The sequence below is a fragment of the Pseudochrobactrum asaccharolyticum genome (assembly GCF_003314995.1).
GTDB lineage: Bacteria > Pseudomonadota > Alphaproteobacteria > Rhizobiales > Rhizobiaceae > Pseudochrobactrum > Pseudochrobactrum asaccharolyticum.
In genome coordinates this window covers 385,759-409,743 of record NZ_QNRH01000003.1, presented here as the reverse complement: position 1 = coordinate 409,743, position 23,985 = coordinate 385,759, and the positions used below count along the sequence as shown (strand labels likewise).

Here is a 23,985-nt window from a genome sequence, read left to right as displayed (position 1 = left end):
TCTCCCTTATGCCGCCAGAACGACGTGAATATTGCCGTAACCATCGATCTGAACGTCATTGTCCGGATGAATGACAACGGTTGTACCGGAATCCTCAATAATGGCAGGCCCCATGAATCTCATACCCGGCATAAGCAGATCACGATCATAAATCGCGGCGCTATGAATCCCTTCCAGTGCATAATCAACATCACGACGGCCTTTGAGTGCCGTCTGCGCATCTGCACCGGACAGCTCCTGCTTCTTCATGGTCAACTTGCCAACCTCGGACGAAGCCACCAGATGGATACCGACCATTTCAACCGGTGCATTCAGACGATAGGTATATTCCTGCTCGTAGAGTTCGTGGAAAGCGCTTTCAATTGCAGCAATACGCTGCGGTGTAATTGCTCCGGCCTCGATCAGAACCTCAGTAGTATGTTCCTGATTTTGATAGCGGAATTTGCCATAGCGCTGGAACTCCACCTTGCTCGCGTCAATATTCTCAGCCGCGAACTGTGCCAAGGCGAGCGTTTCAGCTTCGGAGAAGACATCTTCGATCACTTTGGTAGAGCCTGTATCCAGCTCGGCAAGACGGGTTACAAAATAGTCGCGTCGCAAGTCCGACATCATCATCCCCCATGCTGAGAATACCGCAGCGCCGGCAGGAATAACGACCTTTTTAACACCCAGTTCCAGTCCAAGTGCAACCGCATGCAATGCGCCGCCGCCGCCAAAAGCAACCAGTGTAAATTCACGCGGATCATGCCCGCGATTCAGCGACACCAGTTTCAGCGCATTGACCATATTATTATTAGCAATACGGATGATGCCCCGTGCGGCTTCATCAGTGCTGATGCCCAGCCTGTCGCCAACCTGTTTAATCGCAGCTTCTGTAGCTGCCATATCGGCAACAACTTCACCGCCACAGAAATAATCCTTATTGATGCGCCCGAGCCATAAATTGGCATCGGTTGTCGTGGCATTATCGCCGCCTCTGCCATAGGCAGCAGGCCCCGGTGATGCCCCTGCGGATTGCGGCCCCACATGCAGCTCTTCAAAATTATCGACCCAGGCGATTGATCCGCCGCCATTGCCGATTTCCACCAGATCCACAACCGGCACCATAATCGGATAGCCTGCCGAGGTCTGATCACGCTCGATCCAATAATCGGTCTTGATCTTAACTTCGCTTTTCTCAATCAGAGAGCATTTTGCGGTCGTGCCCCCGATATCAAGTGCGAGAATATTAGGTTCATCAATCAGCTTACCAAGTTCTGCCGCGCCCCAGAAACCGGATGCAGGACCGGATTCCACCATGGTAATGGGAATTTGTGCAGTCGTCTCAAGAGTGCTCACGCCGCAATTGGACTGCATAATATACGGATCGCTGCGCAACCCCTTTTCCTGTAATCCGCTCGCAAGACGCGACAGGTAACGCTCAGCCAATGGTTGAACATAGGCCGACAAAGCCGTGGTATTACAGCGCTCATATTCGCGCCATTCACGAGTGATCTGGTGTGATGAAACAGCGGACACTTCCGGCCACAGGCGTTTAATCTCTGCCAATGTTGCTTCTTCATGCGCACTATTGGCATATGAATGGAGAAAGCAAACCGCGACGGCCTCAACACCTTCCCGCTTAAAATCGGCGAGAATGTCAGCAAGCGGCGCCAGATCAAGAGCAGTCAGCTCCTCCCCTTTATAGGACAGGCGTCCCTGCAATTCACGGCGCAGATAGCGCGGGACAAACGGCTCCGGTTTTTTATAGTGCAGGTTGAAAAAATCAGGACGATTCCCACGGGCGATTTCCAAAGTATCGCGGAAACCTTCGGTCGTGATAAGCCCGACTTTAACGCCTTTACGTTCCGTCAGCGCATTGATAACAACCGTTGTTCCGTGAGCCAGAAAATCAACTGTAGCGGGATCAATCTGCGCTTTATCCAGAACATTCAGAACGCCCTGCTCAAAGTTTGGCGGCGTGGTGTCTGACTTGGCTGTAATGATGCGGGATTGCCCCGTTTGCTTATCCGTTTCAAAGCAAACGAGATCTGTAAATGTCCCCCCGACATCCGTTGCTACACGTATTGTTTTGTTGTTCATCTCAATATTTCCCAAGACTTAGTTCAGGAGAATGCCTGATCATGCATTGTAAGATCGGGTGTTGTCTGATTTGCCGCGTAAAGCTTCAGAACGTTTTCGCCAGCCATGTATTCAGGGTCGTGCTGCGGGTGGTGCCTCTGTTGTAGTAGTCAAAATCCAGCGTCGCAGACATAAAATACCCCTTTGAAGCAAAGCCCGTATAGGTAAAGCTCGGGCCAACCGCCCCTCTTTCGCTGCGTTTAAAATCGGATGACGCACTGTTAAAAACATCAAACTGATGATGAATACCGACACTCAGATCATCCGTCACACGATAGCCAAGGGCGGCATCTGCAAAGGTCAGCGACAAGCCACCGCGCAAACGTTTTTGCTTGCCGTTAATCCATTCAGATTTATGCCGGTTTTCAAAGGAATACAGCGCTGAGACCGGTGAAACGGTCAGTTGCCAGCGATCATAGGCAATGTAATTATTGATGTTAAAGGCAACAGAAAACTGGTTCGTTCCAGCACCAAAACCGCTCGATTTATCGTTGCCGTTGGGGGTATTGACCATCAATGTCGGACTGATCCACCAGTTGCGATGTCCGGCTTTTCCGGCCTCTACTTCAGGCTGAACAACCTCGTAATAGTACTCGAAACCGATCTGTGGTGCGGTGGCACCCCACTGCGCATCGCCGGAGCCGGATGTTGTACCTGCATAGCCTGCATTAAAACCAAGCCAGAGCTCAAACTGATCGCGCTTGGTGCCGGTCAGTCCGGTTTCACTGAACCAGGCCAGCTGATAAAAGCTACCCGCAGAGTTAGCGCCGCCCGATTTGTGCGAAAAGCTCGGCCAGAACTGAATGGCATAGCCGGGTTTGCCCGGTGTCGAATGCCCGATAAAATTCCCTGCTTTTGAGGGCGTCACACTCAATAATGGCGTTAAAATTGTTATGGCAGCAGCACAGATATATGCTGCATTTTTGCCGGTTGCGCGAGTTTTCATAACTCTTTTTCCTATGATGTATTTTAAGTGCGCAGTTGCGGCAGTCAGAGCAGCCGTTCATCTGCTGGTGGCTACTCTGATGCCATTGCAGTCCGCTTAGGCGCGCGGAACGATCACTGTGTTTGCAATCGGTGCAGGTGCAGCAAAAATGCCGCTTTCTTTCAGACGCGCGGCTTCCGGCGGAGCCATGCTATAGAGCCGGCTCGGTTTCCAGCCGAACTGGACTTTATTGAGCGCTGCATTTTCCGTACCTTTAAAGCAGGCATAGAGCGCATCTACGATCGGCACATTGAATTCTTTTTGCAGTTGCGCATAGAAGCCGAATTCAATTGTGCAGCCGAGAATAATGGCTTCTGCTTTATCGATTTCAATCGCATCGCGTACAGCTTTACGGATAGCATCTTCAGTGCATTGCTTGTCCTGCTGAAACTCGTCAACATGCAAACCAATTGTACGGAATGAAGCCAGTCTGTCATGATAACCATAATGGCGGATGCGATCTTCCATCTGCACCTTCCATTTTTGCACTCCGATTACCACCGAGAAGCGGTTGCAAAGATTGGAAACAATCTGCAAGGCCGACTGGCAAGGTGCACACACGACTGCATCGCCGGAGACCTCACGCGCCTCATCCAGAGCAGTATCGTAAAAGCAACCAATCGCATAACCATCATAGCCGTTTTCTGCCGCATAATTGGCAATGGCTGTAACCGGAAACCAGATTTTGCTTTCAAATCCGCGCCATTCAAGATTGGTCAGCTTCACCGGCTCGGGAATATCAAGTGACACAACGTGAACTTCAGTATTGGGCAGCTTCACGCGTTCAATCAAATCTGCAATAGGCTGGTCATAGCCCGATTGATTGATGGGATTAACCCATAGAATTTTCAATGGCGTTGTTGCCGGCTGCTCTGTATGCGATATGGCTGACATGTCCTCTCCCTCTTAAAATCACGTGCCGGTAAATTATGTTCCGGTCTTCTGTGATATTAAGGAGCGAGTGTCCTCTGAGAGCTTTCAGCGTACAAGCTACCTTGAAGCATAGCTGTGCTCAGGCAGCCAGCCAGTGCCCTACCCGAACGGGTAGCTTTATAGGGTCGAAGCTTCCGTTCTTCGGTAAATCTCAATCGCGTGGGCACGTCTGTCGACGTTCAATTTTGCGAAGATATTTTTCAAATGAAACTTCACAGTATGTTCCGTCATATCCAGAACACGCGCGATTTCCTTATTCGTCAATCCGCGTGATAATTCTTGCATCACTTCCTGTTCACGGGCACTTAAAACCAGCAGTGTTTGTTGCGTATCCGGATAGAACTCACTCAGAATATCAGTGACATCCGACAAGAAAGAAGCTTCGACCGGATGGCGGCCGGTTTCCCATAATTCACGCTTAAGCTGCGTAAAACACTGTGCCAATTCGTATTGTTCGAGAAAAGGACGAATAATCTTTTCCGCTGCCGCAAGTTCAACGGCCTGTCCGATCAGCCCGCACGCTTTCTCACGATCCTTTAACGCTTGGGCAACACGGGCACGCAATAACAAAGCACGAATCTGATAGAGACCGGCACCGTAATTTTTTGCACAAGACAACAGATCATCAGCCCGTAATTTTGCTTGCTGAATATTATGCGTGAGCAACCAGCTGATCAGTACGTAGCCCACATCCTGATATGGTCGCCACTTAGCAGCGTTTTCCCGCCAGCATCCCAACGGATATATTTGACCAAGATGTTGCGCGACAGCAAATGCGGACTTTTCGTCCTGCACAAGACAATGCCTTAGCAGCGTTTGCGCTTCAACCAGCCCGGAAAGACGGTCAAGACCACGTGAGCGGGTCAGGTTGGCGCCATCGCGGATCACCTGATCAAGCTTACGAATATCCCTGCTTTTCCATGCTATCCAGAAGCGGGCATCCAGCCCTGCCGCATAGATGTCAAACCAGCCGTCATAGTCGCAGACTTGCTGAAATGAAGCATCATATTCAGCAGAGACAATGCTCAGATCATTGTTGCCCCATTGATTGACCATCACCAGTAAGACATCGATAATTGCCTTCAGCCCGCTGTCTTCGCCAAAATTCTCGATAGCCATTGCTTGTGCACGTGACAAATAAGCAGCCGCGCTGCGCAATTCACCACGATATGTGCAGGCAATGGCTGCATGGATAAAACAGTAATTCAGACCGAGAACCGAGTTATCAAACCGCATCGCGGTCATCGCTTTTCGGGCAAATTCTTCTGCTGCATTCAACCTGCCGAGACACAACGCATAAACAGCCCCCGCACAACCGAGTACACCATAAGCAAGCCCGTCAGTTTCCGGCGGCCAGTCTTTGATTTTTTCAAAGAATGCAAGATAATTGGCGTTAACACTATTATCTTCATAGGTTCGGATGAGCACATCAACGCTGAAAAAATCACGCCCCCATTCATCCAGCAAATCCCAGTCCGGCGGGAAATCCGGCATTGATTGTGCAACCAGATTAAATGTTGTGCGAGCATCTGTCATATTTCCGCTTTTCAGCATTAAATAGGCTTCGGCGAGCAATAATCTCGGATGTGACAGTCTCTCGGCTTTAGGAATGTAATTCAGCAACTGGTTGAGCTGGCTCATGCCGCCATAAAGCACCAGCCGCCATCCTCCGGCGGATTCAATCAGCTGCGTGCAGCGACCATAATCACCGGCCAGACTGGCATGGCGTACTGCCTCCCCCAATATGTTATATTGCTGGAAGGCTTCGGAGGCGCGCAAATGCAGCGCAGCCAGTTTTGCCGGGTAACGCTGCCGTAACTGAGCCTGTAAATATTCTGCAAAAAGATGATGATAACGATACCAGTGATTATTGGAATCCAACGGCGTCAATAATGATTGCAGCGTTTCTAACTGCGACATGATTTGCCAGCTATCTTTACGCTGCCGTACGACATCCGCGATTTCCACGGTAAAGCGGTCAAATATCGATGTATCCAGCAAGAAATCGACAACCTCTTCCGGCAGATTGCGCAGCACTTCCTCAGTCAGAAAACTCCAGAGATGCCCGCCCCGTGCCATTAACCGCTCCAGCACATCCGGCGAAGACTGCCCTTGAAAGGCCACCAGCCGCGCGAGCTGCAACACAACGGGATATCCCTCAATTCGCTCCACCAACACGTCGCGATCCGTATCACAAATATCGATATTGAGAACCTGACGCGCCTCTTCGGGCGTAAAGCGCAGCATATCACTGGTTATCTCAACCAGAGTTGAAGCAATGAATTTATGACGATGCGTATTCTCAGCCCGTAATCTAGTACTGAGCAAAATCCGGACATGCGCGGATAAATGACTGCGTAGATGCTCTAATAGTTCATCCAGATGATTGTTCGATGCACGATGATAATCATCCAAGATCAGCGTGACGGGTTCACGCACGCCCGCTAAAACTTTGTACAAATCACGCAGCAAGTTATTGATGCTGAGTTCAGAGGCATCACGGTCAATCTTTGATAACAAGATGCCGGTATCAATCTGTGCAATTTCCAGTGCGCGCACAATTCCTGTCAAAAACCTGTACAGATCGGCATCACTGTCATCCAGTGACAGCCAGGCAACTTTTTCGCCACGTGCTGATAAATGCGCGCACCATTGCGCCAACAAGGTTGTTTTTCCAAAACCTGCCGGTGCAATAAATTTTATAAAAGAGTGGTCAGGAGCGCTGTCTAATATCTCTATTAATCTGGGTCTGTTCACCAGATTTACCGGCAGGCGCGGGACCATCAGCTTGAGCTGAAGCAGCTGTTCAATATCAGGAATGATTGGATAATCTGGCATTGCTCCCTCCATGAGCAGATTGCTTGCGGCCGGAGCTGAATACCAAGCGTCTGAAACTATCCCAGCTCATTAATCTGCCAGGCACTGCTGTGCGCCTGGCAGATTTATATTAAACCTTACGGGTAAAACGTAAGAAACTGATCTGGCTTTGCGTATAGCTGACTTCACTGCCTGTCGTCTGATTAGTCAGCACCTGCAATTCTAATGCACCGTCTTTCAGCTTCAAAAATCCACCCATCGCGATGGTACTATTATTGAGCGCATCATGCACAACAATACTTGTAGCCTGCAGATCAAGCTGATCATCTTCTGCCTTCACATCAGTGAAGCCGGATAAAGCCAGTTTCATACCATCGAAATGTAAGAAGCCGCTCAGGTGGCCGAACCTGTATTCGCTCTCATACCGGACAGAAATATCCATCAGGCTCCCGTCAGATGTTATCCACGATCCGCTCATAGGATCATCAGCTTTCGCCTCAATAAAGTTAAGGTTTTCGACTGGTTTTGGTACATCACTGATCCGGTAGAATGTCAGCTTATCGATATATACGCCGTGCTTGCATAGGCCTTCGAATGATCGCGAGGCAATCATAAAGTGTGACAAAACCATTGCTTCACGACCATCAACAATATTGACCTGACCGCCCATTGCAGATGCCCAGTTCCAGCTTGCATCTGCCTCCCCGTCAACGAGCGTATGCCATTTGATCGAAAGAGCAACAGGCTGTCCGGCCTCTGTAGTGGCTGCGTTTTCACAAGCCCAGCCTGTCACGCTGAATTCACCGGTAGAACCGGTTGTCGATGCGTAAACACCTTCAACGACTGAACCACGCACTGTCAGGGTCATGCGTGATCCGTATTCATTTTGCCATATGCCAGCTATGCTCATTGTCATTCCCTCAGATATTTTATTTCAGCGATAGCAGGATGCAAACTGCCTTTAAAATCGCTGATTTATTCACGCTTTTAGTGCATGAGATAAATACATAAAATACCTGCCCCGATAAGCTACCCGAGTGAGTAGGCATGAGAGGAGCAATACCACTGAGGATATTTTGTGAGACCTTTTGATTACGCGTCTCAATCGCGATCGGACATCGCGCCCAAAAGCTTTGGTAAATCGCCAAAACGCGCAACAAGGCCAAAGATAACCGCTGCAGTCAGTACGAACAGCAAAGTGACCGATGCCATTGTCGGTGTGTAGCCATAACGCAGAGAATTGAAGATTTTGATCGGTAGCGTTTCCATAGTGAAACCAACCGTCATATAGGCCACGATATATTCGTTGAGTGATAAAACGAACGCAAAAGCATATCCGGAAACAATATAGGGCGTAATCAACGGCAGAATGACGGTGCGGAAAATGACCCGATCTCCTGCACCCATAGTAGCCGCGGCTTCAACCAAAGAGCGGTCGATAGAACTGAACCCCAGAGACAGTGTTACCAGTGGCAGCGTGACAAAGAAAATACCGTGGCTGATAACCGCCGTCCAGGATTGTCCGTAAAAACCGGTCGTTGCCCAAAACGTCAAAAGCCCCAGTGCGGTGATAACCGGCGGCAGCGTAAAGGGTGCAATTCCCAGAAGTTGGAAAATATTTGCCCATTTGGCTTTTCTCCGCCAAACGAACCATGCCAATGGCAGAGCAATTGAAACAGCAAAAGCCGCAGATAACAGCGCCAAAATCAGCGATGCGATCAATGCGTTCCTCCATTCTGGATTCAGAAAAATCTCAGCATACCAATGCAATGACATGCCTTTGGGCGGAAAATTCAACGCTTGTTTCTCATTAATCGACACACCGGCCACCACAATCAGCGGCAGTGCCAGAAACAGGCCGATCAGACAGAAATATAGTTTTCGGAGAAATCCGCTCATGCTGTTTCTCCTTTTTTACCGGCAATCACTGTCAGCGCCACCAAGCCAAGCGTTACCAACACCAGAAAGACAGCCATTGCTGCAGCAAACGGCATATTGGACTGGTAAATCGCCTGATCGGTGATCAATACCGACAAAGTCCAGTGCTGCGGACGCCCCAAGAGTTGCGGCAGCAAATAACTTCCCAGCGCAAAGATAAACACCATGATCAATGTAGCAATAATCGTATTGCGCAAGGCAGGAATAACGACCGTTGCAAAAGCTTTGACAGGCGACGCTCCCAGTGTTCGTGCGGCCTCTGTCAGCGTCGGATCAAGTCGCACAAGTGCAGGAAATAAAACGAGCACGGTATAGGGAAACGCCTGATAAACCATGCCTGTCAAAACGGCACCAAAACTCGGCGTTAATGCCACAGGCTCCTGCATCAACCCTAACAGAACCAAAATATTGGTAATCCCTGCCGTGCGGGAGAACAGAGTTGACCAGGCAAAGCCGATGATCACCTCTGACAAGGACAGAATTGACAACAGCGCTACCAGCCACACGACCTGCACTTGTTTTTGCATCCGCGTTAATAAGTAGGTGAAAGGTAAAGCCAATATAACGCAGCAAACTGCGACCAGAATTGACAGCCCCACTGAGAAGCTCAGCACACCGCCAAAAAACGTTGATATGAAACGGGCATAATTATCCAGCACGAAATCTGTTGTATAAAACCCGCCTGCCTGACGCTTGAAAAAACTCACCGCAATCATTGTTCCGAACGGAACCACAAAAAACACAATCAGCATCAATGCCGGAAACAGGATCGGCATATAATCACTTAAATGCTGTGGCGGTTCACGTCTCATTTGCGCAGCACCACGCTGTTATCCTGAGCAAACGCAATACCAACCATCTGCCCGACTTTAATTTGCGTATTCTCTCTTTGCGTTGAAACCGCAACAATTTGCCTGCCGGCAATGTCAATGAAAGTTTCTGTTGTTGCGCCCAGATCGCGAATAAAAGACACCTGACCTGACAGAACGCCTTCGCGCGGCGCAATAAGCTCAATATCCTCAGGGCGTACACATAGAATACCCTTGGCAAGATCGTCAGGCATAGTGACAGCCTCAACCACTTGCCCGAAGGCCAGCACGCGCTGAGCGGCATCTTTCTCGAGTTCCAGCAAATTAGTTTGCCCGATAAAATCGGCCACAAAACTATCCGCCGGTCGACGATAAATTTCAATTGGCGGAGCAACCTGACGAATTTCGCCGCCATTCATCACCACAACCGTATCAGCCATTGTCATTGCTTCACGCTGATCATGCGTCACAACAATGGTCGTAATACCAAGCCTCTGTTGTAGTTGCCGCAACTCAACCTGCATTGCTTCGCGCAATTTTGCGTCCAGCGCCGAGAGTGGTTCATCAAGCAAAAATAGTTTTGGCGCTATCGTCAAGGCACGGGCAATAGCCACGCGCTGTCGTTGCCCGCCGGATAACTTAGCCACAGGCCGGTCAGCGAACCCCTTGAGATGGATCATATCCAGAAGTTCATCCACACGCTGTTTTTGCTCTTGCTTACCTGCACCACGGATCCGCAACGGATAAGCAATATTCTCTCCCACCGATAAATGCGGGAACAATGCCAGTGACTGAAACACCATGCCGAGCTCCCGTTTATGGGTCGGCATGCGGGTAATATCCTGATCATCTAGCGCAATTTTGCCAGTAGTTGGCAGGTCAAGACCTGCGATCATGCGTAGTAATGTTGTCTTCCCGCAGCCGGACGGCCCCAGCATACAAACGAATGTGCCGTGAGGTACATGCAGATCAACATTATTGACTGCACGAAAATTCCCGAATTCTTTCACAATATTCTGAAGTGCAAGTCCCGACATGCTTATCCTTCTTACCTGCCCTCAAACGCGCATAATATTGAATATTGGCAATTGCCTTAAGGTGCTCCCGTCAGGGACAAAACCTGACAGGAGTTATGAATATGCAAAACGCGACGGAAAACCGATGTCGCGCTGTTTTTAACCGGCGATCATTTCCGTCCATTTTTGATTAAGCCAGTCAGCACGTGTCTGATACATGGCAAAACGCGGAATGACCGGATCAATATCAGATGATACCGCTGCAAATTCTTCAGCAGTCAAATCCATACTGTCGCGTTTGACAGTCGGCGATGTACCGACTTTACGGGCAAGCGTCGCCTGAATGGCAGGCTGACACATATAATCAATGAAAATATGCGCCTCTTCGCTCTTCTTGGATGCACTGGATAATGCCCAGCTGCCCGCATCCTGAATGCCGCCTTCTTTCGGGAAGGTTGAACGGACAGGGTTACCGTCAGCGGCCGCAAGCCCCGTGACATCGTGATAATATTGCCCCATCGGAATTTCACCGGATTTCAGCGCCTGCTCAAACTGCGCCTCATCCCGATACCACAGCCGGACATTCGGTTTTACTTCCGCTAATTTGTCAAAAACCTTGAGAATACCTTCTTCCGCATCCAGAATTTCCGGCCCGTCAAAATAGGTTTTTGCAGTCACGTCCAGCAAAAAGGAGTTAGAAACCAAAGCCAGCAGTCCAAGCTTATCCTTGTTGGCCGGATCCCACAGTGCTGCCCAAGAAGTCGGAGGTTCTTTATAAACATCCGTATTAGTGACAAGTGTAATATACCACGACACAGCACCAATACCGGCAACACGACCGTCAGGATATTTATTGATAAAGCGATCCAGCAAATTCGAGCTGTTTTTGATCTTGTCTAAATCAAGCGGTGCCCAAAGCTCATTGGCCTGACCTTTCAGCATCGCCACCTGCGACATCATTGAAACGTCTGCCGGAGCCTGTCCGGCACGGGCAGCCTGTGAGAGCTGCACCAGCCACGCCTCACCTGTCGGTTCAGCAATCGACTCCACCGCAATACCGGTTGCTTTAGTGAATTCCGGAAAAATATTCTTATCAAATGAATCTTTGAAGTAGCCGCCATAGACGCCGACTTTCAAGGATTTGTCCTGCGCGCGTAAAATACCAGGCATGGCCAATACTGATATGCCAGCCAATCCCGCGCCCAATACAGTGCGTCGGTTCATCGACATAATCGTCATTATCTTCCTCCCAGCGGCAGATATAAACTGCCAATCTCCCCAGTGAATTTATGTATAAATTTGAACTTAAATCAATCTCACTTTATCTGACGTATTATCGCAGACCCGTTATTGCAGGACTGAAAACCATCAGGCTGAGAATTTCAAACAAAACCTGTGCACCGGCATGTGCCGTATTGGTCATCGCATCATATTGTGGCGCAACCTCCACCACATCACCGCCAACCAGATTAATACCTTTCAGCCCGCGCAACAGTTCCAGCACTTCGCGTGTTGTCAGTCCTCCCACCTCCGGAGTACCTGTACCCGGTGCAAAACTTGGATCAAGGCTATCAATATCAAAAGACAAATAAGTCGGCCCGTCACCAATAATGGCTTTCGCCTTCTTAATAATAGCCGGAATGCCCATGCCCGTCACTTCTTCCGCATGGATCACTGTCATGCCGGATTCATACGAGAACTCCCAAAGATATTCGGATGACCCGCGAATACCGATCTGAATAACACGGGTCGGATCAAGCACACCGTCCAGCACCGCATTACGAAACGGCCCGCCATGATGGAATTTGGTCAGGTCATAGGCACCGCCGGTGTCACAATGGGCATCAATATGGATCATACCAACCGGACGTTTTTTACCCACCGCTTTCAAGATCGGATGCGTTATGGAGTGGTCGCCGCCGACAGAAAGCGGAATAACTCCCGCATCCACAATTTGGCTAACGCGCTTTTCAATATCGTCATGGCTCATTTCCAGCCGGTAACGACTGCGAAAAGGCACATCTCCGATATCAGCAACCCGCAATTCATGAAGCGGCGTACAGCCAAGCACATGATTGTAAGGACCGATGCGTTCAATTGTACGCAAGGCGCGCGGCCCGAAACGTGAGCCGGTGCGGTTTGTCACGCCAAGATCCATCGGCACACCGAGAAGCGCCACCTGCAGATCGCCAAAATCCGGTGTTTCCGCATCGACAGCCAAATGCGGCGCAGTCAGAAGTGTTGGCATACCAGCATAAGGCGCAACACGCGTGCCGCTTTCGTTAAATATTTTTGCTGCAACTTTCTGAAAAACCGGATCAAACATTTCGCCGCCATGGCTTTCACCATATTTAGCACGTAGTTCATCCAGCTTATTTGCATCCCATGCCATTACCGTTCTCCTCAGCGTTTCTGACGGGGATCAACAACAATGCTCAGATCGACGGATATTTGATCCGTTTTTATATTTGCCCGTCCCCGCGGATCTTTTTTAAAATCTTTCGATAATTAGGAGGCAATTTCAGATGAAAATCAATTGACATTAACCCCATACCTCATGTGAGAATAACTCACATATTGTGAGAGGGAGATTTTGCATGACCAATCGCCTGCCACCCCTCAATCCTCTCCGTGCATTTGAAGCAACTGCACGCTGCGGGTCGGTTACGGCCGCAGCACAGGAACTGAATGTTACTCACGGCGCTATCAGTCATCAAATCCGTGCACTGGAGCTCTTCCTCGATGTAACGCTGTTTGAAAGAGGCGGAAAACGGCTCAAACTTACAGCACAGGGCGCATTTCTTCTCCCTGCTGTCAGCCATGCTTTTGCTGAAATTGCAGCCGCAACAACAGCCGTCACCAGACCGGCGACAAGCGGACGGTTAAAAGTTGCCTGCGTGCCTGCGCTGCTCTCATTATGGATGATCCCGCGTTTACATTTGTTCACACAGCAGTTCCCAGAAATCCAACTGACACTGGTTCCGTCCAATGATCCGGCCAATCTGCAAAGCCGCGATATTGATCTGTGCCTACTTTATGGTGACGGAAAATGCGGTGATCATTGGTCACGTCTATGGAGCAGGCTGGAACTGTTTCCTGTTATCAGTCCGACATTGCTGAACAAGCAGCCGTTGCGGTCTTTGCGTGATCTTCAGAACCATACGATCCTGCATGGTGATGACGGGCGCGAGTGGAATACATGGTCTACGGTTGCAGAAGCTAAATCTGTCCCTCGCGGCAGACAGCACTATTTCAGCGATGCGCGACTTTCGATTGAAGCCGCACTCCACAATCAGGGCGTAGCATTGGGCGATACCCTGACAGTCAGCAATCTCATTGCCCGCGGTGAGTTAATCGTACCCTTTGATTACACAGTTCCTGCCAATGATGCGTTTTTTGTAACCTGCCGTCACGAAGCACGTGCAGCACCTATTGTCCGTGTTTTCATTGACTGGTTGTTCTCAACCCTCGAAACCGAGACAGTGCCGGTATTTCAATGAGAGAACAAAATCATCAAAAACAACTTCATGCAAAACGTTAATGTGCAGTCTCAACAATATCTTTTATCTGCCGGATATTGGAAGCAGAGGTTTGTGAAAAGACTGGCGGGGCAAAACCCAGCTCCACACTTCTCACATCCGGATTAGGTTGGCTGATGCGTCCTGAGCTGTGAATTTCATGCACACCGGTTACCTGCAAAATCTTTCGCGCATTTTCAACATTCACGCCGCTGCCCGGCATGATTGAAATCCGGCCAGCTGCTCGCTGTACCAGTTGTTGCAGCAGATCAAGCCCGTCAATTGCCTTTAATTGCTGGCCGGAGGTCAGAATACGTTCAAAGCCCATCTCAATTGCCTGTTCCAATGCCTCAAACGGCTCCGGCACTAAATCAAAAGCCCGATGCAGCGTTAGTCCCATCCCCTTTGCCCGCGCAATCAAGCGTTGCAACAGCGCGATATCCAGCTGGTTATCATGTGTTGAAGCACCTAGTACCACGCCGGCAAGTCCGGTTTTGCGCATCGCATCTATTTCCTGCAACATGGCTTCGGATTCCAATGCAGTGAAGCAGAAATTACCGGCGCGCGGACGGATCATGGCATAGACCGGAACCGGTGCCAAAGCGGCCTGCGCGATCAATCCGGCTGTCGGTGTTAGTCCGCCGCTATCGAGACTGGAGCAGAGTTCAATTCTGTCTGCGCCACCCTCAAGCGCGACAGCCAACCCTTCCGGATCATCAACGCAAATTTCCAGCATCTTCTTCATGTTATGCCCCTATGATAATTGCCGCGCGGATATAGCTGCACCGATCAATCCGCCTTCACTGCGGAACCGACCGGGCACAACAACCGGCTGCTCAATCCGTCGTAAAATCCGCGCTCTGACTGCCCGATCCAGCGCCTGAATAAGCTTCTCAGCACTTGTCAGACCTCCGCCAACCGGTACGATGGATGCGCCGGTAATATTGATCACGGCTGCCAGCGGATCAGCCATAAGGTGCAGATAGACCTCAATAGTGCGTTTGGGCTTTTCAGCCCCCTGCTCCCAGCCTGTCACAATTGTGCGGCTGTCACTTTCTTCATTGTGCAAATACCGATGAAGCCGCTCGATGCCCCGTGCACCGCCAATAGTGTCAACGCAACCCTTTTGCCCGCAACCACAGGAAAAGCGTGGTATATAAAGCGGGTTTGCTTCACCCTCTAACTCTAGCATCGTGTTGAGGATCGGCCCATGCCCCCATTCGCCGGTGATGCCGCCGGCACCGCGTATCAGGCGCCCTTCATTGACAAGGCCGCCGCCGACACCGGTACCAAGAACTGCGCAAAACACAACGCGATGGCCTGCACCTGCGCCTTCACCAGCTTCGGCCAGTGCCAGACTGTCGGCATCATTGACAGCAACCACTCGACGTCCGAGATGTTGCTCAAGCTCCTGATCAAGCACATGGCCGTTGATACACGGAATATTGGCTGAGAATGCCCGCCCGTCTGCCGGATCAATCAGTCCCGCAATCGACAAAGCAAGCGGTGCCTGATTATCTCCGCCATGCTTATTCAGCAATGTTTTGAGTGCTTGTACAAATGCTGACCAGTCATCAACCGGTGTTGTCACTTTATCAAGAGGCACAAGCTCTCCCGATTCCGGCGAGAATGCCAGACGGATAAATGAACCGCCCACATCCGCTGCGAAAACCGGAATTGTGTTTGAAGTTTCTGAATACTGCATCGATGCGTGCCTCAACGGCGCGGATCCAGAAGATCGCGCAGGCCGTCACCAAGAATGTTAAAACCAAGAACGGTTATCATGACCGCGATACCCGGAAACAGCGACATATAAATATTCACACCGAGATAATTGCGCCCGCTCGACATCATTGCTCCCCATTCCGGCAAAGGCGGTTGCGCACCAAGGCCAAGGAAAGAAAGGCTGGCTGCCGACAAAATTACCGTACCGGCTGTCAGGGTGGACTGTACGATAATCGGCCCGATGGCGTTTGGCAGAATATAATGGGTCATCACCCGCCAGCGCCGTAGCCCGAGAGAAATTGCCGCTTCCACATAATCCATCGAGCGCAACCCCAAGGTCAGATTACGGGCAAGACGTGCATAGACAGGGATGGAGAAAATCGCAATTGCCACCAGCAGGTTGACCAGACTGCTGCCGAGAATGGAAACCAGCAGGATGGCCAGCACGATGCCCGGAAAGGCAAACAGCACATCCATGCACCACATAATCACCGCATCAACGCGCTTGCCTGCCATGCCTGACAAGATACCAAGCGGAACACCACTGATAATAGCAAGTCCGACACCCAGTGTGACCTCCAGCAGGGAGATACGTGCCCCGTAAACCACGCGCGCAAAAATATCGCGTCCGCTGTCATCTGTCCCGAAGGGATGCTCCCATGACGGCGGCAGCATTGTACTCAGCAAGTCCTGTTCATAGGGATCGGCACCGGTCAGAAGTGGCGCAAAAATTGCGCATAGCACAATCAGAGAAACCAGAAAACCGCCAATGGTAATGCTGGGATGTTGAGCCAGCCAATGCATGCAGCGCATGAATGTGCTGCGGCGCGATGATCCGGCGATAAGATTAGCATTTGTCATCAGTTAAACCTTATGCGCGGATTGAGCGTTGCAATCAGCAGCTCAGCAATGAAATTCGCCATGACAACACCGGTAACTGCAACAAGTGTAACGCCCTGAATGACCGGATAATCACGATAGCGCACAGCATCCACCAGCAGACGACCGATGCCGGGCCAGTTGAATACAGATTCTGTGACAACAGCACCGCCTATCAGAGCGCCGAAATTCAACCCGACAATGGTGATGATCGGGATCAGTGCATTGCGCAGAGCATGACGCCAATAAATAGCAGCAACAGAGACACCTTTGGCTCGTGCTGTACGAATAAAGTCCTGCCCCAGCACTTCAATCATGCTCGAACGCGTCATACGGGCAATGAGCGCGGCAGGCAGAACAGCCAGTGTCACAGATGGCAGGATAAAGCTTTTCCAGCTTGATGCACCGAGCAGCGGCAACCAGCCGAGTTTGACGGAAAACGTGTTCATCGCCATTAAAGCCAGCCAGAAATTGGCGATGGAAGCGCCCATAATCGCCAGAAACATCACCATCTGATCCGGCCAGCCATGGCGGTAAATTGCTCCGAGCATACCCGCCGGCACACCGATGGCCATCGCCAGCAAATAGGCTGTCAGGGTCAAAGCCAGTGTATAGGGCAAACGCTCAGATATTTCACTGGTCACTGGTAATTTTGAGCGGATAGACGTGCCAAGATCGCCCTGCACTGCACCATAAGCGAACTGTGCATATTGTTCCGGCAGACTGCGATCAAGCCCCAGACGGGAACGCATATTATCAACGGCTTCCTGCGTCGCTTCTGGCCCCGCCATCAGGCGCGCCGGATCTCCCGGCAATGCACGCAGTGCCAGAAAGATCAGCAGAGACACGCCGATCAGGATCAGCGGCAGGCCGATAAGCTTACGGATAATATAGGTTTTCATACATATCCCGTTCCGGATGGCATAAAGAAAATCACAGAGCGCTCATGATGTCTTTGCACATCATGAGCGCCATAAAGTCATCAGTTTTTGACGGCGTTTTTCACAACGATCTGCCCGCCCGGAATGACGCTGACATGATCAATACCTTTGCGCAGGGCATAGATATCTTTGGTTGTGTAAAGCAACACATGCGGTGCCTGATCGATGATCTCTTTTTGCGCTTCATTATAGAGCTTGCTGCGCTCGCCTTCATCCTGCACGTCAATGGCATCATCCAGCAATTTGTCGAGCTTGGTATCACTGAAGAATCCGAGATTGGCACCGGCCGGTGCCGCACTTGCGGAATAATAGAGCGGGCGCAACTGCTGGTCATTGCCGTTCATCAGTGTTGACCATGAGGCAATCACAGAACCAATGCCGTCAGCTTCTTTGCCTGCAGCATCGGCGAAGGCGGCCTTGCTCCACACGCCGCTTTCCATGCGGCGCACATCAAGTTTAACACCGATCTTCGCCCACATCGTCTGTAACAGTTCACCGATACGGGCTTCCGGTTCCTGAACGGCGGTCGACATGCTGAAACCATCAGGATAACCGGCTTCAGCCAGTAACTTCTTCGCTTGGTCGATGTCAAAAGCTGCTGCTGGAAGAGACTTGTCGTAATTGGCAAAAACCGGCGGCAATGGTGAATTTGCCGGTGTTGCATAGCCCTGCATAATCGCACGCACCAAGCCGTCACGATCTGTTGCAAGGTTCAGTGCCTGACGCACACGAACATCGTCCAGCGGCTTCATCTTGATATTAAGCGATACCCAGAAAACGGCAGCACCGTCAGAGCTTTCAACTTTAATCTCATCGCTGCTGCCAAGCTGTGCGGCAAAAACCGGAGGCAGAGGACTGACAATATCTGCATCCCCGGTCTGAATAGCCATGCTCATGACCGACGGTTCGGATGTCCATGTCCATTTGATCTGATCAACAGTATCGGTTTTGCCACCCCAATAATCAGGGTTCTTTTCCTGCAGCACATATTCGCCGGATTTATATTCTGCAAAGCGATATGGTCCTGTTCCGACCGCTTTGGCACCGATGGTTCCGGCCTCATCAGCCGTTGGGCTGACCATCCAGCAGGAGGCGGTTGTCAGCAATGACAGGAACGCGGGATAGCGTTTTTTAAGCGTGATTTTGACAGTGTTGTCATCAACAGCTTCAACTTTATCAAGGATAAGACGCAAGCGGCCGCTGGCTGCAAGGCCGCGCTTGGTATCGAGATGACGGGAGAAATTCTTCACTACAGCATCAGCATTAAACGCCGTGCCGTCATGAAACTTAACACCTTCGCGCAGTTTAAATGTCCAGATCAGACCTGTTTCATCACCTGTCCATTCGGTGGCAAGCGACGGCGCATATGGCTCAGTATCACTGCGGCGCAACAGGCCTTCATAAATAGGATCAAGTACCGCTGCGGTATAGGTCGCGGTCTGATCACCCGGATCCATCGAGCGCGGCGCTTCGGTCTGCATCACGGTCAGTGTCGCTGCATAGCTCTGAAATGACAGCAAAGATGCGCTTGCGAGCAGCACACCGGCCATAACAAATTTACGGGCACCTACAGCACTTTGGTGCAGGTTCTGGAATGTTCGCCCCATCATCATGCGTAACCCCTTATTACTTATTTAACACGCTAATGTTTTTTAATTGGATCGAATTTGCACTAATTCCCTATTGATTAGTTCATTAATTGAACTTAGTGTCAAGCAAGAAGTCTTTCCTCTTGCTATGTTGAACCAATGTTTTCTTCGTCCCAGCGTCAGATACTCCGAGCCATCAGTGAATCCGGCCCTCTCAGCCGCAGCGCACTGATGTCTATACTTGGCGTCAGCAAGGGGGCGATGAGCGGCTTGGTGCGTGATTTGATTGATCGCGGTATTTTGCAGGAAACTGTGCCGGTTTACGGCTCCGGCCGACCGTCGCTGCTGCTGGATATTCACCCGAATTGCGCCTTAACGCTGGGTGTATCATTGATGCAGGATCCTGCGCCTGTGGTGCTGACCGACCTTGGAGGAACGATTATTGCGCAGGCGACTATTCCACTGTCGCGCGATCCTGCAACCATTGCCACCAGCATTGCCAAAGCTGTAGCACAATTGCTTGCCAGCAATCTTGAAGCAAAAGAACGACTGGCAGGGATCGGCATTGCGCTTTCGGGTTTTGTTGACGAAACGCAAAGTCATTGCATTCAGTCCACATTACTTGGCTGGCAAAATGTTCCTTTAGCTGAAATGGTTGCGGCTCATGTTGAAGTGCCGGTTTATATCGAGAATGACGCCAAGGCCGTTGCTGTCAGTGAGAAGCTGTTTGGCGAAACCCGTGAAGTGACCAATTTCAGTCTGGTATCCTTTGGCGACGGTATCGGTTGTGCGCATTTTATCGACGGTCAGCTATATCGCGGTAATCACGGTGGTGCCGGTGAAATCGCCCATCTGACGATTGAGCCAGGCGGGCTGCCATGCCGTTGCGGGAAACGCGGTTGCTTAGACACCGTGTCATCCATGCATGCAATCCGTGAAGCGGCTCGTGCAGAGGGCATGGTCTGCGAGCAACTTGATGATATTGAAGTTCAGGCTGCGACCGGCAATAGCACAGCCATCCGTATTCTGCATCGCGCCGGTTCAGCTTTGGGTTTAGCAATCGCGCATATCATTCAGCTGAATGATCCGGGGCAGATTCTTGTAACCCATGATGAACATGCTTTTGACGGACTGTTCGGCACTGTGATGCGTCAAGCCATTGAATCCAATGTACTACCGCAACAGGCGGTGCAAACCAATATCCGCACTTTGCGCGTTGATCATAATGTCTGGGCACGCGGTGCCGCAGCCATTGCTGCTCATCGTTTTCTTGTCAATCCCGCAGGGCCCTATTGACCCGTGCCAACCCGATCTGATTGAGGTTATTCATGCGTATTGCCGTAGGCGGAATTCATACTGAATGCAGCACCTATAATCCTGTGCTCGCGCAAGAGAAAGATTTTGATGTATTGCGCGGTGATGCCTTGCTTGAAGCACCGCGTTTCGCTTTTCTCAAAGATTATGATGCGGAATTTGTGCCAACCTTGCATGCCCGTGCCATCCCTGGCGGACCGGTTTCCCGTGCAGCCTACGAGGCCTTTAAAGCAGAGTTTTCTGAACGCTTGAAAGCGGCTCTGCCGATTGATGGTCTGTATCTGGCCATGCATGGCGCCATGTTTGTTGAAGGCATGGAAGATGCGGAAGGTGACTGGATCAGCAATGCCCGTATGATTGTCGGTGATGATTGCCCTATCTCTGCCAGCTATGATCTGCACGGCAATGTCAGCCAGCGGATTATTGATGCGCTGAATATGTTTTCCACCTATCGCACAGCACCGCATATTGATGTTGAAGAAACCATGCGCCGCTCGGTCACAATGCTGGTAAAAAGCCTTGAAACAGGTGTGCAGCCTAGTCTGATCTGGGCTCCGGTGCCGGTTGTGTTGCCGGGGGAGCGAACTTCAACGGAAGATGAACCAGCCAAAGGTCTTTATGCTCGCCTGCCGGACATTGATGCAATCGATGGCATCTGGGATGCGTCTTTAATGGTGGGCTATGTCTGGGCGGATGAACCACGTGCCACCGCTGCCGCTATTCTTACCGGTACAGATCGTACAGTTCTTGAACGCGAAGCTAAAAAGCTGGCACAGGCTTATTGGGATGCCCGTGAAGATTTTGTCTTCGGTTGCGAAACCGGCACGATTGCTGATTGTGTCAGCCGTGCAATTGCCAGCACAACAGCGCCTGTTATTCTCGCAGAATCCGGCGACAACCCGACCGGCGGCGGCGTTGGTGACCGCGCGGATGTTCTGGCTGAACTGATCAGTCAGCAGGCGCAAGGCGTGATTTTTGCCGGTATTACCGATGCTCCGGCACTGGAAAAATGTTTTGAGGCAGGTGAAGGCACAAGCTTTGAGCTAACCATTGGCGCGACACTGGACACAGCAGGCAGCCAGCCGGTTATAGTAGAAGGCACTATTGTCCGTCTGCAAGATGCCGATAAACCGGCGGATCGTCAGGCAGTAGTGCGTATCGGCGGCATTGATCTGGTTTTATGTGCCAAACGCCGCCCGTATCACAATATTGCAGATTTCACTTTGCTCGGCCTTGATCCTGCGCAGGCGAAAATCGTCGTTGTTAAATCCGGCTATTTGTCACCGGAACTGGCCCCGATTGCCAATCCAAATCTGATGGCCTTGTCGCAAGGTGTCGTTGATCAGTTTGTTGAACGCCTGCCACGTTTGCGCAAAGCACATCCGACATTTCCGTTTGATCGTGATTTCACTTTCGAGCCTGTTGCCATCGGATCAGCCCGCAATCCTGCAACCACTTAACGCCTGCCAACAAAGCGCTTCTGCTTAAGAGGAAACAGCAGCGCTTTGTATAATAGCCCAAATGATATCCGCTTGAGGAGGCGCCGGTCATGTCCCTGCCAGATCAGAAGCCAGTCACATCGCCGGTTCTGTCCGTCCGCAACCTGACAACAGCCTTTCATAATGGCGGGCTTTGGAATCCGGTTGTCAAAGGTGTTTCCTTTGATGTGAATGCCGGTGAAACAGTTGCCATTGTCGGTGAATCCGGCTCCGGTAAAAGCGTCACCTCACTGTCAATCATGGGGCTTCTGGATAGCCAAACCGCACGTATTTCCGGTGAGATATTCCTCAACGGGCAAAATCTTTTGTCTCTTAAAGAGCATCAGATGCGTAATCTGCGCGGACGTGAAATGGCGATGATCTTTCAGGAGCCGATGACTTCGCTCAATCCGGTTTTTACTATTGGCCGCCAGATTGCCGAGGCTTTGACCTGTCACGGCGACATTGATGCGAGAGCCGCAAAAGCCGAGACACTGCGCCTGCTGGATAAAGTGCGTATTCCCAATGCAGCGTCACGCTTTTCCGATTATCCGCACCAGTTTTCCGGCGGCATGCGCCAGCGTGTCATGATTGCCATGGCGCTTGCCAGCCGCCCGAAACTCCTGATTGCCGATGAGCCGACAACAGCGCTTGATGTGACCATTCAGGCGCAAATTCTTGACCTTATTAAAACCCTGCAGGAGGAAGAAGGAACTTCCGTCCTATTCATCACCCATGATATGGGCGTGGTTGCAGAAACCGCTGACCGCACAGTCGTCATGTATCGCGGGGAAATGGTTGAGAATGGTGCAACCGCCGATCTGTTCCGGCATGCTGCTCATCCCTATACACGCGCCTTGCTATCAGCCGTGCCGCATCTGGGGTCAATGAACGGTATTGCGGAACCTTTGCCTTTCCCTGTAATTGATATGGCCACCGGCGAAAAACACGAGCCCGTGCCGGTTAGCAGACAGGTGGATATGCAAAAACCAATTCTGGATATCCGCAATCTCACGACACGCTATCATGTGACCGGCGGGTTGTTGGGTAAAGCAACCGGTGCAGTGCATGCGGTTGAAAATGTTTCCTTCCAGCTTTTTCCCGGTGAAACACTGGCTTTGGTGGGGGAATCCGGTTGCGGGAAGTCTTCAATCGGCCGCACAATCATGCGGCTTGCCAATGCAACCTCCGGCGAAATCCTGCTCAAAGATGAAGATCTTTTGAACCTGAATGCTGAAAAACTGCGTTTGGCACGCCGCAATGTGCAGATGATTTTTCAGGATCCGTTTGCGTCTCTCAACCCGCGTATGAGTGTCGGCAATGCGATTGCAGAACCTCTTATTCAGCGTGGCTTGCTCAGTAAATCCGCAGCTCAGGAAAAAGCAGCGGCACTGCTGGAACGTGTCGGCCTTTCCGCTGATATTATGAAGCGCTATCCGCATGAGTTTTCCGGAGGTCAGCGTCAGCGTATTGCCATTGCCCGCGCCTTGGCACTTGATCCGAAAGTCATTGTTGCTGACGAGGCTGTCTCTGCGCTTGACGTTTCAATCAAAGCACAGGTCTGTAATCTGATGATGGATTTGCAGGAAAGTCTTGGTCTGTCTTATCTGTTTATCAGTCATGATATGGCCGTGGTTGAGCGCGTCAGCCATCGTGTCGCTGTGATGTATCTGGGTGAAATTGTTGAAATCGGCCCGCGATCAGCTGTCTTTGAAAACCCGCAACATCCCTATACCCGCAAGCTGATGGCCGCAGTACCGGTACTTGATCCGGCCAGACGTCATATGAAGCGTCAGTTGCAAACGGAAGAATTACGAAGCCCGATCCGTCCTGTCGGATATGCAGTGCCTGAACGCCAATATTCAGAAATCACAACCGGCCATTTTGTGATGCAGGTCCAGTAAATTTAATTTTTATCTGAT

At 50.8% G+C, this 23,985-nt stretch carries 19 protein-coding genes; 4 read left to right on the top strand and 15 right to left on the bottom strand.

What is annotated here, in order from left to right:
- Window positions 1-6 precede the first annotated feature (6 nt).
- The 10 genes from DFR47_RS10235 to speB form a co-directional block, all read right to left on the bottom strand.
- Window positions 7-2,082 carry a hydantoinase/oxoprolinase family protein gene (locus DFR47_RS10235; RefSeq protein ID WP_113944310.1) on the bottom strand — a complete coding sequence of 692 codons (2,076 nt, stop codon included), beginning with the start codon at window positions 2,080-2,082 and terminating at the stop codon, window positions 7-9.
- A gap of 85 nt (window positions 2,083-2,167) precedes the next feature.
- A complete protein-coding gene (locus DFR47_RS10230; RefSeq protein ID WP_113944309.1) occupies window positions 2,168-3,067 on the bottom strand; it encodes a transporter family protein in 900 nt (299 codons plus the stop codon).
- A 96-nt stretch (window positions 3,068-3,163) separates the two neighbouring features.
- Entirely contained in the window at window positions 3,164-4,000 is an 837-nt protein-coding gene (locus DFR47_RS10225; RefSeq protein WP_113944308.1) for an aspartate/glutamate racemase family protein, read from the bottom strand.
- Between the two features lie 156 nt (window positions 4,001-4,156).
- The gene (locus DFR47_RS10220; RefSeq protein ID WP_170137478.1) at window positions 4,157-6,877 is read right to left on the bottom strand and encodes a helix-turn-helix transcriptional regulator; all 2,721 of its coding nucleotides are present in this window, start codon (window positions 6,875-6,877) and stop codon (window positions 4,157-4,159) included.
- A gap of 109 nt (window positions 6,878-6,986) precedes the next feature.
- A complete protein-coding gene (locus DFR47_RS10215) occupies window positions 6,987-7,766 on the bottom strand; it encodes an avidin/streptavidin family protein (RefSeq protein WP_281011598.1) in 780 nt (259 codons plus the stop codon).
- A gap of 191 nt (window positions 7,767-7,957) precedes the next feature.
- Window positions 7,958-8,755 carry an ABC transporter permease gene (locus tag DFR47_RS10210; protein WP_113944305.1) on the bottom strand — a complete coding sequence of 266 codons (798 nt, stop codon included), beginning with the start codon at window positions 8,753-8,755 and terminating at the stop codon, window positions 7,958-7,960.
- Window positions 8,752-9,606, bottom strand: coding sequence for an ABC transporter permease (locus DFR47_RS10205; RefSeq protein ID WP_113944304.1), 855 nt, complete (start codon window positions 9,604-9,606; stop codon window positions 8,752-8,754). Before DFR47_RS10205 ends, DFR47_RS10210 begins: the two co-directional genes overlap by 4 nt.
- The gene (locus tag DFR47_RS10200) at window positions 9,603-10,640 is read right to left on the bottom strand and encodes an ABC transporter ATP-binding protein (RefSeq protein ID WP_113944303.1); all 1,038 of its coding nucleotides are present in this window, start codon (window positions 10,638-10,640) and stop codon (window positions 9,603-9,605) included. The genes DFR47_RS10205 and DFR47_RS10200 overlap by 4 nt, the downstream gene beginning before the upstream one ends.
- 138 nt (window positions 10,641-10,778) lie before the next feature.
- Window positions 10,779-11,858 carry an ABC transporter substrate-binding protein gene (locus tag DFR47_RS10195; RefSeq protein WP_113944302.1) on the bottom strand — a complete coding sequence of 360 codons (1,080 nt, stop codon included), beginning with the start codon at window positions 11,856-11,858 and terminating at the stop codon, window positions 10,779-10,781.
- A gap of 94 nt (window positions 11,859-11,952) precedes the next feature.
- The gene (gene speB / locus DFR47_RS10190) at window positions 11,953-13,011 is read right to left on the bottom strand and encodes an agmatinase (protein ID WP_113944301.1); all 1,059 of its coding nucleotides are present in this window, start codon (window positions 13,009-13,011) and stop codon (window positions 11,953-11,955) included.
- A gap of 205 nt (window positions 13,012-13,216) precedes the next feature.
- Here speB and DFR47_RS10185 point away from each other — a divergent pair, with 205 nt between their 5' ends.
- A complete protein-coding gene (locus tag DFR47_RS10185) occupies window positions 13,217-14,119 on the top strand; it encodes a LysR substrate-binding domain-containing protein (RefSeq protein WP_113944300.1) in 903 nt (300 codons plus the stop codon).
- A gap of 37 nt (window positions 14,120-14,156) precedes the next feature.
- Here DFR47_RS10185 and DFR47_RS10180 read toward each other — a convergent pair whose 3' ends face one another.
- The 5 genes from DFR47_RS10180 to DFR47_RS10160 all read right to left on the bottom strand — a co-directional run bounded on the left by DFR47_RS10180 (window position 14,157) and on the right by DFR47_RS10160 (window position 19,295).
- Entirely contained in the window at window positions 14,157-14,882 is a 726-nt protein-coding gene (locus tag DFR47_RS10180; protein WP_113944299.1) for a copper homeostasis protein CutC, read from the bottom strand.
- Window positions 14,883-14,891: 9 nt separating this feature from the next.
- Window positions 14,892-15,842, bottom strand: a complete 951-nt coding sequence (locus DFR47_RS10175; RefSeq protein WP_113944298.1) for an ROK family protein — start codon at window positions 15,840-15,842, stop codon at window positions 14,892-14,894.
- Window positions 15,843-15,853: 11 nt separating this feature from the next.
- Window positions 15,854-16,723, bottom strand: coding sequence for an ABC transporter permease (locus DFR47_RS10170; protein ID WP_113944297.1), 870 nt, complete (start codon window positions 16,721-16,723; stop codon window positions 15,854-15,856).
- Entirely contained in the window at window positions 16,723-17,643 is a 921-nt protein-coding gene (locus DFR47_RS10165) for an ABC transporter permease (protein ID WP_113944296.1), read from the bottom strand. Before DFR47_RS10165 ends, DFR47_RS10170 begins: the two co-directional genes overlap by 1 nt.
- An 80-nt stretch (window positions 17,644-17,723) precedes the next feature.
- Complete coding sequence (locus tag DFR47_RS10160; protein ID WP_245416527.1) at window positions 17,724-19,295, bottom strand: ABC transporter substrate-binding protein; 1,572 nt, start codon at window positions 19,293-19,295, stop codon at window positions 17,724-17,726.
- A 135-nt stretch (window positions 19,296-19,430) separates the two neighbouring features.
- Here DFR47_RS10160 and DFR47_RS10155 point away from each other — a divergent pair, with 135 nt between their 5' ends.
- The 3 genes from DFR47_RS10155 to DFR47_RS10145 all read left to right on the top strand — a co-directional run bounded on the left by DFR47_RS10155 (window position 19,431) and on the right by DFR47_RS10145 (window position 23,967).
- The gene (locus DFR47_RS10155; protein ID WP_113944295.1) at window positions 19,431-20,567 is read left to right on the top strand and encodes an ROK family transcriptional regulator; all 1,137 of its coding nucleotides are present in this window, start codon (window positions 19,431-19,433) and stop codon (window positions 20,565-20,567) included.
- Between the two features lie 32 nt (window positions 20,568-20,599).
- The gene (locus tag DFR47_RS10150; protein WP_113944294.1) at window positions 20,600-22,045 is read left to right on the top strand and encodes a M81 family metallopeptidase; all 1,446 of its coding nucleotides are present in this window, start codon (window positions 20,600-20,602) and stop codon (window positions 22,043-22,045) included.
- Between the two features lie 89 nt (window positions 22,046-22,134).
- On the top strand, window positions 22,135-23,967 hold the full coding sequence (locus DFR47_RS10145) for an ABC transporter ATP-binding protein (RefSeq protein WP_113944293.1): 1,833 nt from the start codon (window positions 22,135-22,137) through the stop codon (window positions 23,965-23,967).
- Window positions 23,968-23,985 lie beyond the last annotated feature (18 nt).